Annotated in this window: 10 protein-coding genes and 1 tRNA gene; 5 read left to right on the top strand and 6 right to left on the bottom strand. The window is 72.6% G+C overall.

The features are described 5' to 3' along the window. Window positions 1–43: 43 nt before the first annotated feature. Window positions 44–1,492, bottom strand: coding sequence for a bifunctional UDP-N-acetylglucosamine diphosphorylase/glucosamine-1-phosphate N-acetyltransferase GlmU (glmU, locus tag ACZ6S6_RS14075; RefSeq protein WP_362955073.1), 1,449 nt, complete (start codon window positions 1,490–1,492; stop codon window positions 44–46). A gap of 108 nt (window positions 1,493–1,600) precedes the next feature. Then, a tRNA-Gln gene (locus ACZ6S6_RS14070) sits at window positions 1,601–1,672 on the bottom strand. Window positions 1,673–1,949: 277 nt separating this feature from the next. Between ACZ6S6_RS14070 and ACZ6S6_RS14065 the strand changes: the two genes are divergently transcribed. Continuing rightward, window positions 1,950–3,257 (top strand): sensor histidine kinase, encoded by a 1,308-nt coding sequence (locus tag ACZ6S6_RS14065; RefSeq protein ID WP_362955070.1) that lies wholly within the window; start codon window positions 1,950–1,952, stop codon window positions 3,255–3,257. Window positions 3,258–3,338: 81 nt separating this feature from the next. On the opposite strand, the gene ACZ6S6_RS14060 is transcribed toward ACZ6S6_RS14065, so the two are convergent. Both ACZ6S6_RS14060 and ACZ6S6_RS14055 read right to left on the bottom strand, forming a co-directional pair. After that, a complete protein-coding gene (locus ACZ6S6_RS14060; protein ID WP_469705794.1) occupies window positions 3,339–3,872 on the bottom strand; it encodes an SUKH-3 domain-containing protein in 534 nt (177 codons plus the stop codon). 8 nt (window positions 3,873–3,880) lie between these two features. Beyond that, entirely contained in the window at window positions 3,881–4,414 is a 534-nt protein-coding gene (locus ACZ6S6_RS14055) for a YwqJ-related putative deaminase (protein WP_362955066.1), read from the bottom strand. 303 nt (window positions 4,415–4,717) lie between these two features. Here ACZ6S6_RS14055 and ACZ6S6_RS14050 point away from each other — a divergent pair, with 303 nt between their 5' ends. From ACZ6S6_RS14050 to ACZ6S6_RS14040, 3 genes are all read left to right on the top strand, one after another. Beyond that, complete coding sequence (locus ACZ6S6_RS14050; RefSeq protein WP_362955064.1) at window positions 4,718–5,695, top strand: SMI1/KNR4 family protein; 978 nt, start codon at window positions 4,718–4,720, stop codon at window positions 5,693–5,695. Between the two features lie 5 nt (window positions 5,696–5,700). Beyond that, the gene (locus tag ACZ6S6_RS14045) at window positions 5,701–8,094 is read left to right on the top strand and encodes an SUKH-4 family immunity protein (protein WP_469705793.1); all 2,394 of its coding nucleotides are present in this window, start codon (window positions 5,701–5,703) and stop codon (window positions 8,092–8,094) included. 204 nt (window positions 8,095–8,298) lie between these two features. Continuing rightward, window positions 8,299–9,192 (top strand): cellulose-binding protein, encoded by an 894-nt coding sequence (locus ACZ6S6_RS14040; RefSeq protein WP_469705792.1) that lies wholly within the window; start codon window positions 8,299–8,301, stop codon window positions 9,190–9,192. On the opposite strand, the gene ACZ6S6_RS14035 is transcribed toward ACZ6S6_RS14040, so the two are convergent. Next, window positions 9,161–9,670: a MarR family winged helix-turn-helix transcriptional regulator gene (locus tag ACZ6S6_RS14035; RefSeq protein WP_469705791.1), complete on the bottom strand. Its 510-nt coding sequence runs from the start codon at window positions 9,668–9,670 to the stop codon at window positions 9,161–9,163. The genes ACZ6S6_RS14040 and ACZ6S6_RS14035 overlap by 32 nt on opposite strands. A 171-nt stretch (window positions 9,671–9,841) precedes the next feature. Between ACZ6S6_RS14035 and ACZ6S6_RS14030 the strand changes: the two genes are divergently transcribed. Beyond that, window positions 9,842–11,299 (top strand): MFS transporter, encoded by a 1,458-nt coding sequence (locus ACZ6S6_RS14030; protein WP_469705790.1) that lies wholly within the window; start codon window positions 9,842–9,844, stop codon window positions 11,297–11,299. A 52-nt stretch (window positions 11,300–11,351) separates the two neighbouring features. Here ACZ6S6_RS14030 and ACZ6S6_RS14025 read toward each other — a convergent pair whose 3' ends face one another. Further along, the gene (locus ACZ6S6_RS14025) at window positions 11,352–12,953 is read right to left on the bottom strand and encodes an MFS transporter (protein ID WP_469705789.1); all 1,602 of its coding nucleotides are present in this window, start codon (window positions 12,951–12,953) and stop codon (window positions 11,352–11,354) included. Window positions 12,954–12,963 lie beyond the last annotated feature (10 nt).

The raw sequence follows: 12,963 nt of genomic DNA, 5'->3' as shown, positions 1-12,963 counted from the left end.
AGCATCTATCACGGTACGCCGTGCGCGACGCGCCTGATTCCGGTCAGCTTTCGCCGCCGGTCTCCTCCGCCGCGGCCTGGGCCGCCTGCGCGGCCGCGCTGCCCGGACGCTTGCGGGCCACCCAGCCCTCGATATTCCTTTGCTGGCCACGGGCCACGGCCAGTGAACCGGACGGCACGTCCTTCGTGATGACGGACCCGGCCGCGGTGTAGACACCGTCCCCGACCGTGACGGGCGCCACAAACATATTGTCCGACCCGGTACGGCAGTGCGAGCCGATCGTCGTGTGGTGCTTGGCCACACCGTCGTAGTTCACGAACACGCTCGCGGCACCGATGTTGGTGTGATCGCCGATCGTCGCGTCACCGACGTACGACAGGTGGGGAACCTTGGTGCCCTCGCCGATCGTCGCGTTCTTCATCTCCACGTACGTACCGGCCTTGGCCTTCGCGCCCAGCCGCGTACCCGGCCGCAGATAGGCGTACGGACCGACCGTCGCACCGGCGCCGACCTCGGCCCCGTCCGCGACGGTGTTGTCCACCCGCGCGCCCGTACCGACGACGGTGTCCTTGAGCCGCGAGTTCGGGCCGACCTCGGCGTCCTCCGCGAGATGCGTCGTACCCAGCAGCTGGGTACCCGGGTGCACGATCGCGTCCCGCTCGTACGTCACGGTGGCATCGATCAGCGTCGACGCCGGGTCCACCACGGTCACGCCGGCGGTCATCGCCCGCTCCAGCAGCCGCTGGTTCAGCAGCCGGCGGGCCTCCGCGAGCTGCACCCGGTTGTTGATCCCGAGGATCTCGCGGTGGTCGCCCGCGACCGAGGCGCCGACCCGGTGCCCGGCCTCGCGCAGGATGGACAGCACATCGGTGAGGTACTCCTCGCCCTGGCTGTTGTCCGTACGGACCTTGCCGAGCGCGTCCGTGAGGAGCTGCCCGTCGAACGCGAACACCCCGGAGTTGATCTCCCGGATCGCGCGCTGGGCCTCGGTGGCGTCCTTGTGCTCGACGATCTCGGTGACCGCGCCGGTCGCCGGGTCGCGGACGATCCGGCCGTAGCCGGTCGAGTCGGGGACCTCGGCGCTCAGCACGGTGACGGCGTTGCCGTCGGCGGCGTGGGTGACGGCGAGCGCGGTGAGCGTCCCGCCGGACAGCAGCGGGGTGTCGCCGCAGACCACGATGACGGTGCCCGCGACGGTCCCGCCCAGCTCGTCGAGCCCGACGCGCACCGCGTTTCCGGTGCCCTTCTGCTCGGCCTGGTAGGCGGTGCGCACCTGGGCGTCCGCGGCGGTGAGGTGAGCGGTGACCTGCTCACTCGCGTGGCCGACGACCACGACGAGGTGCTGGGGCTCCAGCTCGCGGGAGGCCGCGACGACATGTCCGACGAGCGAGCGCCCGGAGATCTCGTGCAGAACCTTGGGGGTCTTCGACTTCATGCGGGTGCCCTCACCCGCTGCGAGGACGACGACGGCTGCCGGGCGTTCGGAGCTCACGGATATGCCCTTCGGCTTCGGGTGGTGGACATCCGCAGGATACCGGGGGGTGTTGGACCGGACATGAGTGCGGGCCCCGACCGGTGAGGTCGGGGCCCGCACTCCGAGCTCCCCCACCAGGACTTGAACCCGGACAAATAGCACCAAAAGCTACTGTGCTGCCAATTACACCATGGGGGAATAATCCGGACAGAACCGGACATTGTTCCGGGTCGCCGGATCGGCACCCAACACTATGCCGTACCAAGCCCCTTCGACGCGACGACAAAGGTCGGCGCTCTTGGCCACGTAGATGACGAGGCGGTCATGGTAGGTGCCGAAAAGCGGACATCCGCCGGGGACTCGGTGCGTGTTCGCCGGATCGGGTGATGAGCACATGATTCGAATCAGTTCGACGCCGGGACGTGCTGTCCGGGTCCCCCGAAAATGAGATGCGCCCGCCCGTACGCTGGATGCCATGACCGCAACGGGGGCAGACCGGGAAGCGGCGGGACCGACCACCCGCGGCTACTGGTGGTGGGAACGGCGACGGAGTGTCGCACTGGATGTGGGGCTGGCGCTGTTCTCGGCGCTGGAGTGTGCGTTGGAAGGGGTGGAATTCGCGGGGGACACCGGGCTGCCGGTGCCGCTGGGAGTGGTTTTCGGGTTCCTCGCGGGGGCCGTGCTGCTGGTGCGCCGGCGGTGGCCGATCGCCGTGGTGCTGGTGTCGGTCGCGACGACACCGGCCGAGATGGGCTTCCTGATGGGCCTGGTCGGCCTGTACACGCTGGCCGCGTCCGACGTGCCGCGGCGGATCACCGTGGTGCTGATGAGCATGTCGCTGGTGGGCACGTTCATCGTCACGTACGTACGGCTGCGCCAGGGCGTCTCGGCCAGCGCCGACTTCGGGCCCGGCGACTGGTACGTCCCGATGCTGTCCCTCTTCATGGCGGTGGGGCTCACCGCGCCGCCCGTGCTGTTCGGCCTCTACATAGGGGCCCGGCGCCGGCTGATGGAGAGCCTGCGGGAGCGGGCGGACTCGCTGGAGCGGGAGCTGTCGCTGCTCGCGGACCGCGCCGAGGAGCGGGCCGAGTGGGCGCGTACGGAGGAGCGGACCCGGATCGCCCGCGAGATGCACGACGTGGTCGCCCACCGGGTGAGCCTGATGGTGGTCCACGCCGCCGCGCTCCAGGCGGTCGCGCCCAAGGACCCGGCGAAGGCGGTGCGCAACGCGGCGCTCGTCGGTGACATGGGGCGCCAGGCGCTGACCGAGTTGCGCGAGATGCTCGGGGTGCTGCGCACGGGGGAGCCGATGGTGGCGCGGGTGACCAAGGTGCCGCTCGCCTCCGTCGGCCGGGCGGCCGCGGTCGCGCCGGAGGACGGGCCCCGGCTGCACGAGGTGGAGACGCTGGTCGGGGAGTCCCGGGCGGCGGGGATGACGGTGGAGCTCTCGGTGGAGGGCGACACGCGTCCGTACGCGCCCGAGGTCGAGCAGACGGCGTACCGGGTCGTGCAGGAGGCCCTGACGAACGTGCACAAGCACGCGGCCGGCGCGAAGACGTGGGTGCGGCTGGCGCATCGGGGGGCGGAGGTCGCCATGCAGGTGGAGAACGGCCCCTCGGACTCGGCCACGGCGGACGCGGGGCTGCCCAGCGGGGGCAACGGGCTCGTGGGGATGCGGGAGCGGGTGCTCGGTCTGGGCGGGGTCTTCGTCTCCGGCCCGACGGACGCCGGCGGCTTCCGGGTGTCGGCGGTGCTGCCGGACGTGGACGGGGCCGGTGCCTGAGGGCGCGTCCCCGCCCGGCCCGTCCGGTGTTCGGGGCGGACGGGCCGGAGAAGGGTGTCGCGGACGGGCTTCGAGGCGGGTTCAGCCCGAGGTCAGGCGTTCCGGCTGGGCGCCCGTGACCAGGGTGGACAGGGCCGAGTCGATGTCCGGCCCGAGGTACCAGTCACCGGTGTGGTCGACGCTGTAGACGCGTCCCTCGGTGTCGATCGCGAGCACCGCCTGCCCGTCCCCTTCCTCCCCCAGCGGGGCGACCTCGGTCTCCAGGGCGCGTCCCAGGTCCGCCAGGGTCCGGGCCAGGTGCAGTCCGCGCAGGGGGTCGATCCGTACCGCCGCCGGTGCGATCTGGCGGCCGGGCGCGGTCGCGGTGAGGTGCAGGCCGCCGAATTCGGCCCAGGCCTCCACGGCCGCCGGGAAGACGGCGTGCTGGTGGCCGGCCGGCGAGGCGTGCGAGCGCAGCGCGTCGGCCCACTCCTCGGCCTGCCGGATGTCCCAGCGGCCGGGCTGCCACCCCGCGGTGCGCAGGGCGGCGTCGACGGGGGCGGGGAAGCGGGTGGAGGCCGGGCGGTCGTGATTCGCCGGGCCCGCCTGTTCGGGGAAGTCGTTTCGGTCGGCCATGGGGGCGGTCAGCCCTTCTCGGCGGTGGTCGCCGCTCCGGTCGTGGTGAGGTCGACGGGTCGTACGCCGAAGTGGGCGAGCATCACCGAACAGGAGCGGCAGGGCGGTGCGTAGCTGCCGTGCAGGGGGTCGCCGTCCTCGCGGATACGGCGGGCGGTGAGGCGGGCGTGCTTGAGCGCGCGGCGGGCCTCGCCATTGGTGAGGGGCTTGCGCTGGGCGCGCTTGGAGCGGCCGGCCTCCGCGGCGGAGAGGTGCCGGGAGAGCAGTATCGCTTCGGGGCAGCGGCCGGTGAAGCGCTCGCGCTGGCCGCTGGTGAGGGTGTCGAGGAAGTCCTGGACGAGGTGGTGCAGTACGGGCGCCTGGTCACCCTTGCCCGCGGTGCAGGTGAGCGTTTCACCGCGTACGGACAGGGCTGCGGCCACGGCGGGCAGGATGCCGTCGCGGCGGTGGGTCAGGCGGGGTGCGTGGCTGGTTTCGGTGCTGCTCCAGCTGAGTCGTGGGTCCCCGGATGTGACGGTGTGTGCAGAGTGTGCGGTGTGCATGGTGCGTTGTCCCTCCCGTGCCCGCAGCGGCCGCTGCCGAATGTGCACGCCCCCGTGTATGCGGTGACAGCCTGCCAAATGTGTCGGGTCGTGTGAAAGCTGGGTCGGGAAAACGTGTGCGCGTGTCGCCCGAAGGTGGCCTGTTGGTCGCTCATTCGGCACATCGTTGTGACGGTTCGTGACGGAAGTGGCCGGCGGCCGGTGGGGCGGGGCCCGTTCTTGCGGCACCGCATAGGCTGTGCCCGGACCGCCCCCATGGGCAGGTCGGTCCTCATCAGCCAGACGCAGCAGGGGGCAACCGCCATGACGACAGGTCGGCTCGGGCAGCAAGCCGCGCCACCGAACGGGGCCTACGCCGGGCAGCTCGTGCACTTCCCGGATCCTGTCCGGGCGTCCCGCCACCCCAGAGGTGTGCGCATGGACGGGAACGGCTGTCCGGAGTTCTCGCCGTACGCGCGCGCCGTCGCCGAGATCGCCGAGCCTCCACAGGGCTTCGGTGTCGACGAACTGCGGCTCACGGACTACGTGTCGGCGAACGCGGCACTGGCGGCCAGTGGCCATGAGCTGTGGGACACGATCGCGGCGGTGGCCACCCCGCACGGCTGGACCTGGCACCACGTGCCGGGCGGCCGGCGGATGGAGCTGGTCCCGGTCGAGGTGAAGGCGCTGCTGCGGCATCACGGCGGTCTCGCGACGACCGCGGTGGACCAGAACAAGCGGGGTACGCGTCCGCTCCAGGAGACCAGGCCCGCGCACTTCCGGCTCCCGAAGGGGTCCGTGGCGGTGAGCGAGCAGCAGATCCAGGGTGTCGAGGAGGACCTCGGCTACCGGCTGCCCGGTGCGTACCGTTCGTTCCTGAAGGCGGCGGGCGGTTCGGCCCCGGTGGGTGCGGCGCTCGACGCGGAGCTCGGTCTGCTGGTCGACCAGCCGTTCTTCACGGTGCGCGACGAGGCCGCCGTGAACGATCTGGTGTACGTCAACAAGTGCTTGCGGGACCATCTGACCAAGGACTACCTGGGGGTCGGTTTCGTCCAGGGCGGCATTCTCGCGGTGAAGGTCCGGGGCCAGGACATCGGTTCGGTCTGGTTCTGCGCGTATGACGACGCGCGGGATCAGGACGGCTGGAGCGTCCAGGAGCGGGTGGAGCGGCTGCTGCTGCCGTGCGGTGCGGACTTCGATGCCTTTCTGCAGCGTCTCGCGGGTAATCCGCCGGAGCTGGAGACGGTGGCGAACCTGATGGTGGACGGCGGCTTCGCGCGCGCTGTCCCGGTGGAGGGGTGAGCGCGATGGTGACCTTTGCGCAGGCGCAGGAGCGCGCGGACGAGTGGGTCAACGGTGACGTTGCGGCGTATCAGCACCGCGAGGTGCGGGTGCGTGAGTTCGAACTGGGTTTCGTGGTGTGGGCCGAGGACCGGGTGGACGGCCCGGTCTCGGACGGCGGCCGGCAGCGGCTGGTGATCGCCCGGGACAGCGGTGAGGCGACGTTGTGGCCCGGACTGCCGGTCGGTGAGGTGATCCGGCGGTACGAGGAGGAGTACGGCGCCCCGGATGGGGCGCAGGCCGCTCCGGAGCCGCCGCAGCGCATCGATCTGAATCAGACGTCGTTCCTGTTGAGCCCGCCCGAGTGGCTCCAGGAGGCGGCGGACAAGCTCGGCATCCCGGACCGGCGGGCGGACCATGCCGGGGAGCGGGTGCCGCCGCAGGCGGCCGCCCCCGCGCCTGCTGCTCCTGCTCCTCTTCCTCCCCCTTCTCCTCTTCCCCCTCCTCCTTCTCCGTCGGACGGGCCGGGCGCGTACGAGCCGACCGCGTTCGAGGGGGTTCCGGCGTCCTCGCCGCAGTCGCCGGCCGGGGCCACGCCGTGGGCGGGGACCGATACCAACGCCGGTTCCGACGAGGGGGAGGTGGGGCTGCCCGCCACGGTGTTCGCGCCGCCGCTCTCGGGTGCGGACGACGAGGGTGCGCCGCCCAGGGTGGTGCCGGCCGATGCGCCGACCGCGCTGATGTCCGGCGGCAGCCAGCTGCCCCGGACGGCGATCGTGCCCGGTCTCGACGCGCAGGGTCCCGGTTCGGGGGACATCTCGCAGGAGGCCACCAGCAAGGCGGCCGTTTCGCCGCGGGGCGGGCGTGGTGGGGGTTCGACGACTCCGCCGCCGCCCGGGGCGCCCGGCATTCCGGGTGCGCAGCTGCCGCCGCCCTCGGGACCGGGTGTACCCGGTGCCCCGGCGGGCGGGTACATGCCGACGCAGCTCGCCCCGCAGCAGGGTCCGCCCGGCGCACCCCGGCCGCCCGGCCCGCCCGGTCCGCCGGCGCCGCCGGTGCCCGGTGGCGACGTGCACCAGGCGGCCACGATGTTCGCGGCCCCGGGCCAGGTCGGTCCGCCGGTCCCGCACCCGCCCGGTCCGCCCGGTGTTCCGGGTGCGCCGCAGCCTCCCGGTCCGCCTGGCGCCCTGGGTGCCCCGGCCCCGCAGCCGCCCGGTCCGCCCGGTCCGCCGACGCCTCCCGGCGGCGGTGTGCACCACGCCGCGACGATGCTCGCGGGGCCGGCTCAGATGGGCCCGCCGGCTCCGCAGCCTCCGGGTCCGCCCGGCCCGCCCGGTGCGCCGATGGGGGGCGCCCCCGGTCCGGTGCCGCCGCCCGGCCACACCCCGCCGCCCGGTCATACGCCGCCGCCCCCGGCGTACGGGTATCCGCAGGCGCCCGTCGGTCAGCCGACGGTCGGCCCCGGTTACCAGGCGGTGCTGCGCTACCGCGGCCCCGACGGCAGCGAGCAGCAGCTGATCCGCCGTTCGGCGCCCGGCACCCCGCACCCCGAGTGGCAGATGCTGCACGAGCTGCGGGCCATGAACGTGCCGCCGCAGCAGGTCATCGAGCTGCACACGGAGCTGGAGTCCTGTGAGCTGCCGGGTGGTTACTGCGCCCGGATGATCCGGGAGACCTGGCCGCAGGTGCGGATCACCAGCGTCGCCCCGTACGGCACCGATCACGCGAGCCGGCAGCAGGGCATGCAGCATCTGCTCACCCACCAGGGTGAGCTGCACCAGGTCGCGGACGGTCCGGCGCGGCCGGCGCCGGTCCGGGCGCCGCTGCCGCAGCTGCCGCCCGCGCCGCCGGTGCCGGCGGAGGCCGTCGCGGAGGAGCTGCTGCAGACCTTCGGTCCGCAGGGTGTGCTGCGCTTCGATCAGCGTGCGGTGTCCCGGCAGGGCGTGCCGGAGGTCGTGGCGCGGACGCTGGTGTGGGCGGGGCTGCCCGCCGACTTCGGGCCGTTCTTCTGGGCGCAGCCGGGGCAGCCGGTGGTGCCGACGCTGGCCGAGCTGGCCGTGCAGCGTCAGGTGCAGCCGGCGTCCGACGCGGGGTCGTACCTGGTGATGGGTTCGGACTTCGGCCGGGCGATCTGTGTGCAGTACGGGACGGCGAACATCGTGGCCGTGCCGGTGGAGGCGGGGCCCGGCGGGCAGTCGGTGCCGCCGCAGTTCGTGAACACCGGGTTGCCGGAGTTCACCCGTTCGCTGGCCCTGCTGGGCCGGATGTGGCGGCTGCGGTTCGGGCTCAACCCGGAACAGGCCGGCCGCTGGACGGTCGACTTCCAGGCGCAGCTCGTCGCGCTGGACCCGGCGGCGCTCGCGTCGCCGGAGAGCTGGTGGTCGGTGCTGCTGGAGCAGATGTGGGACGGCTTGATCTGATCGTCCGGCCTGCGTCGTACTTCTTCGGGCGTGGCGCCCTGTTCCTTGTCGGGAGCGGGGCGTCACGCCTTTGCCGTCTGTGATGCCCGTCGCTTCCGTCCGGAAAAGCGTCGAAAGGATTCCGACTTCTCAGCCAATTGCCGCATCCTTGGCGTATTACCCGATGCTCGGGTCGGGTCGGAGAGTCGGAAAGAGGCGTCAGGGATGAGTTCTGCACCGGTGTCCGCGCACGGCTTCGTCGGCGTGCGCGGACGTGGCTACCGTCCGGAGCAGGTGGACCGCATGGTGGCCGAGGTGTCCGCCGAGCGGGACGGTGCCCAGGAGCAGGTGGCGCGGCTGACGGCGCTGGCGGAGGAGCTGGTCGCGGAGTCGGCCCGGCTGGACGAGGCCGTCGCGGTGCTGGCGCCGCAGGACTACGCGTCGCTGGGGGAGCGGGCGCAGGAGATTCTGGCGCTCGCTCAGGGCGAGGCGGAGGCCGTGCGGGGTGCCGCGCTGGAGGATGGGCAGTCCTTGCGGGACGCGGTGGACGCGGCGGCGCGGACCTTGCGCGAGTCGGCCCGTGCGGACGCGGAGGCGATGCGGGCGGCCGCGGTGGCCCATGCCGAGCGTTCGCTGGCCGCGGCGGAGGGTTCGGCCGGTGAGGCGCTGGCCGCGGCCCGGCTGGAGGCGGGGGCGGTGCGTGAGGAGGCGGGCGCCGCGATGGAGGCGACGCGCAGCCGTACCGCGAGTGTGCTGGCGCATCAGGAGCAGGAGCACGCCGAGCGGGGGAAGGTGGCCGGGCAGGAGCTGGCGGACGCCGAGTCGGCGCAGTCCGCGGAGCACACGGAGCTGACCGGGCGGGCGGAGGCCGCTCTTGCCGAGGCGCGCCGGGCGCTGGCGGAGGCGGAGGAGGCCGCGCGGCACGGTCAGGAGGACGCCGAGGCGCGGGGTGCGGAGCTGGTTGCCGCGGCCCGGGTGCGTGAGGAGCGGGTGGTCCGGGAGACGGAGCGGGTGCTGCGGGAGCACGAGGAGGGCCGCGAGGAGGTGCAGGCGCACATGGCGCATGTACGTAATTCGCTGGCGGCGCTCACCGGTCGGGTGGCCCCGGCGGAGGACTGAGGGGCCCCTGTTCGGCCCGTTGGCGGGGGCGCGGCCAGGGCTGCCTGGAGAGGTGCTCGATGCCGCTGTTGAAGCGTTTGAGGTAGCCGGCGAAGGTGGCGATGTCCTCTTCCGGCCAGTCGTTCATGACCTGGTCCAGGGCGCGCACGACGCGTTCGCGCTCCTGGTCGAGGAGTGCGGCGCCCCGGTCGGTGATGCGGAATTTGCGGGCCATGCCGCCGTCGGGGTCGGCGATGCGTTCGGCGAGTCCGGCGCGGGTGGCCGCGGCGGTCTGGCGGTTGAGGGTGGAGGCGTCGAGGCCGAAGGCCGCGCTCAGTTCGCCGTTGGACATGGGGCCCTGGATCCGGATGCGGCTCAGCAGGATGTAGGCGCTTCGGTCCATGAGGGCGTACTTGTGCCGTCCGCCCCGGTGGTGGGCGAGGTCGTGTCGCCCGAGCAGCATCTGCTCGTACTCCACTTCGTCCGTGGGCCTGGACATGTCTGCGGCCTCCTGCTCGTGCTCCGGGGGCGATCGCGCGTCGGTCTGGGAGCGCGGGCTCATGCTCTCATGCGGCGTGCATCAGCCATGTGGTGTGTATGACACATTCGGCATGTACGATGCACATCGCTATTCGGCGCACGAGACGACGACCCCTAGGAGTTCCACCTCATGGATGCCCCCCAGCCGACAGCCAGAACGGGCGGTGTGGTCGCGACTCTCGCCTTCGCCGGCACCGTGGCGGCGGTCATGCAGACCCTGGTCACCCCGCTCATCGCGGAACTGCCGAAGCTCCTCAACACGACGTCCTCCAACGCTACTTGGGTGATCACCGTCACCCTGCTGGTCTCGGCGGTGTGCGTGCCGGTCTCCGGACGGCTGGGTGACCTGCTGGGCAAGCGCCGGATGCTGCTCGTGTGCGCGGTGCCGCTGTTCATCGGTTCGGTGGTGTGCGCCCTCGCGTCCTCCGTCGTCCCCATGATCATCGGGCGCGGTCTGCAGGGCATGGGCATGGGCATGGTGCCGCTCGGCATCGCCCTGCTGCGTGACGTGGTGCCGAAGGAGAAGCTGAGCTCCTCCATCGCCCTGGTCAGCGCCTCCCTCGGCATCGGCGGCGCCCTCGGCCTGCCGATCGCTTCGGCGGTCGCCCAGTACGCGAGCTGGCGGGTGCTGTTCTGGGGCTCCGCCGCGCTGGCCCTCACCATCGCCGCGCTGATCTGGTTCCTGATCCCGGACGTCCCGGCCGGCGCCAAGGGGCAGCGTTTCGACATGCCCGGCGCCCTCGGTCTCGCCGTCGGTCTGGTCTGCCTGCTCCTCGCCGTCTCCAAGGGCGCCGAGTGGGGCTGGGCCTCCTCGACGACGGTCGGCCTGTTCGCCGCCTCCGTCGTGGTGCTGATCGGCTGGGGATTCTGGGAACTGCGGACCAAGGACCCGCTGGTCGACCTGCGCACCACCGCCCGCCCCCGGGTGCTCATCACCAACCTCGCGTCGCTCTTCGTCGGCTTCGGCATGTACGCCGGAATGCTGATCGCGCCGCAGCTGCTCCAGTCCCCCGAGGCCACCGGCTACGGCCTGGGCCAGTCGATGCTCGCGGCGGGCCTGTGGATGGCCCCCGGCGGCATCATGATGATGATCGTCTCCCCGTTCGGCGGAAAGCTCACCGACGCCCGCGGCCCGAAGTTCACGCTGATCTCCGGTGTGCTGGTCATCGCCGCGGCCTACGGCCTCGGCATCCTCCTGATGGGCTCCGCCTGGGGGCTGATGCTGTTCCTCATGGTCAGCAGCAGCGGTGTCGGCCTCGCCTACGGCGCGATGCCCGCCCTGATCATGAGCGCGGTCCCGGCGTCCGAGACGGCCGCCGCCAACGGGTTCAACACCCTCATGCGCGCGCTCGGCACCTCGATCGGCGCCGCCGTGATCGGAGCGGTCCTCTCGCAGATGACCACCGAGACGGGTGGCTTCACCCTCACCTCCGAGGCCGGGTTCCGTACCGGCCTGATGTTCGGCTGCGCCGTCGCCGTCATCGCCGCGGCGATCTCGGCGTTCATCCCGGCCGTGCGCGGGTCCGCCGCCACCGGCGGGAAGGCCGACGCGTCCGCTTCACCGGAGGTCGCCGCGGTCAAGGCCTGACCCCCATGTACGGGTACGCCTGACCGGCCACGGTCTCTCCCTCAGCGCCCCCTCAGCCTGCCGGTCCGGCGGCCGAGGGGGCGCTGTCGGGCTCCTCGGCCAGGATCGGGAAGCGGCGCGGGGCCACGAAGACCAGGACCAGCAGAGCGACGAAGGCCGCCGCGGCCGCCCCGAGGTAGACCCGGTCGACGGCGGCGTCGACGGCCCGGCGCAGATAGTCCGTCGCCGCCGCGCTCAGCGCCCCCGGATCGTCCAGGGCGTGCGAGACGGAGTCCAGATCGCCGGGCAGGCCGGGGACGGGGGCGTCGGCGAGCCGGGAGGCGAGGACCCCGTTGGCGACGGCGCCGAACAGCGCGGCGCCGATGCTCTGGCCCAGCTGGCGGCAGAAGAGCACGGAGGCCGTCGTCGTACCGCGTTCGGCCCAGCCGACGGTCGACTGGACGCCGACGATCAGCGGGAGCTGGAAGAGTCCGAGCGCGGCGCCGAGCAGCAGCATGATCAGGGCGGGCTGCCAGGCCCGGCCCGGGTAGGGCAGCAGCGGGAACGCGAGCAGGACCAGCAGGGCGCCGGACATCCCGATGATCGCGGTGCGGCGGAAGCCGACGCGGTTGTAGACCCGGTTGGAGAACGCCGCCGACACCGGCCAGCTCAGCGTCATCACCGAGAGCACGAAACCCGCGGCGATCGGCCCGAGGCCCAGCACCGACTGCGCGTACGTCGGCAGGAACACGGTCGGCGCGACCATCAGCAGCCCCATCGCGCCCAGGGCGAGGTTGACGGAGGCGATGGTGCGCCGCCGCCACACCCAGCCGGGGATGACCGGCTCGGCGGCGCGCCGTTCGATGAACACGGTCAGCGCGGCGAGTGCGGCGGTCGCCGCCAGCAGTCCGAGGGAGGGCGCCGACAGCCAGGGCCAGGCGACCCCGCCCTGGACGAGCGCGGTCAGCAGCAGGGCGCCGGTGGCGAAGACGGCGAGGGAGCCCGCCCAGTCGATGCGGGGGCGGGGGGCGCCGGCCGCGCGGCGGACGCGGGACGGCTCGTGGAGGTGGCGGGCGACGAGCCAGAGGGCGAGCGCCCCGACCGGCAGGTTGATCAGGAAGATCCAGCGCCAGTCCGCGTACACCGCGAACAGCCCGCCGAGCACCGGTCCGGTGACCGCCGAAGTGGCCCAGACGGTCGACAGTTTGGCCTGGATCTTGGGGCGTTCCTTGAGCGGGTAGAGGTCCGCCGCGATGGTCTGGACGGTGCCCTGGAGGGCGCCGCCGCCGATCCCCTGCACGACCCGGAAGGCGATCAGCGCGGCCATGCTCCAGGCGGCGGCACAGAGCACCGAGCCGAACAGGAAGAGGATCACGCCGGCGATCAGGACCGGCTTGCGGCCGAAGGTGTCGGAGAGCTTCCCGTACACCGGCAGGGTGACGGTCACGGCCAGCAGATAGCCGGAGAAGAGCCAGGAGAAGACGGAGAACCCGCCCAGGTCGCCGACGATCTGCGGGATCGCGGTGGAGACGATGGTGCCGTCGATGGCGGACAGCGCCATGCAGAGCATCAGGGCCGCGACGACGGGACCGCGGCCGCGGGGTTTCGCGGGGGAGGGGGCGGGGCCGAGCCCCGACCCCGATATCGCTTCCGTACCGCCGCTCGCGCCGCTCACCGAGATTCCT

The organism is Streptomyces sp. NPDC048671 (assembly GCF_055587045.1).
Note: the sequence above shows the minus strand (reverse complement) of the source record. Positions and strands in the feature narration are given on the sequence as shown.

Bases quoted from the DNA above. Each gene is read 5' to 3' on its own strand.
- ACZ6S6_RS14065 (WP_362955070.1), top strand. From the start codon at position 1,950: ATGACCGCAACGGGGGCAGACCGGGAAGCGGCGGGACCGACCACCCGC.
- ACZ6S6_RS14060 (WP_469705794.1), bottom strand. From the start codon at position 3,872: ATGGCCGACCGAAACGACTTCCCCGAACAGGCGGGCCCGGCGAATCAC.
- ACZ6S6_RS14055 (WP_362955066.1), bottom strand. From the start codon at position 4,414: ATGCACACCGCACACTCTGCACACACCGTCACATCCGGGGACCCACGA.
- ACZ6S6_RS14050 (WP_362955064.1), top strand. From the start codon at position 4,718: ATGACGACAGGTCGGCTCGGGCAGCAAGCCGCGCCACCGAACGGGGCC.
- ACZ6S6_RS14045 (WP_469705793.1), top strand. From the start codon at position 5,701: ATGGTGACCTTTGCGCAGGCGCAGGAGCGCGCGGACGAGTGGGTCAAC.
- ACZ6S6_RS14040 (WP_469705792.1), top strand. From the start codon at position 8,299: ATGAGTTCTGCACCGGTGTCCGCGCACGGCTTCGTCGGCGTGCGCGGA.
- ACZ6S6_RS14035 (WP_469705791.1), bottom strand. From the start codon at position 9,670: ATGTCCAGGCCCACGGACGAAGTGGAGTACGAGCAGATGCTGCTCGGG.
- ACZ6S6_RS14030 (WP_469705790.1), top strand. From the start codon at position 9,842: ATGGATGCCCCCCAGCCGACAGCCAGAACGGGCGGTGTGGTCGCGACT.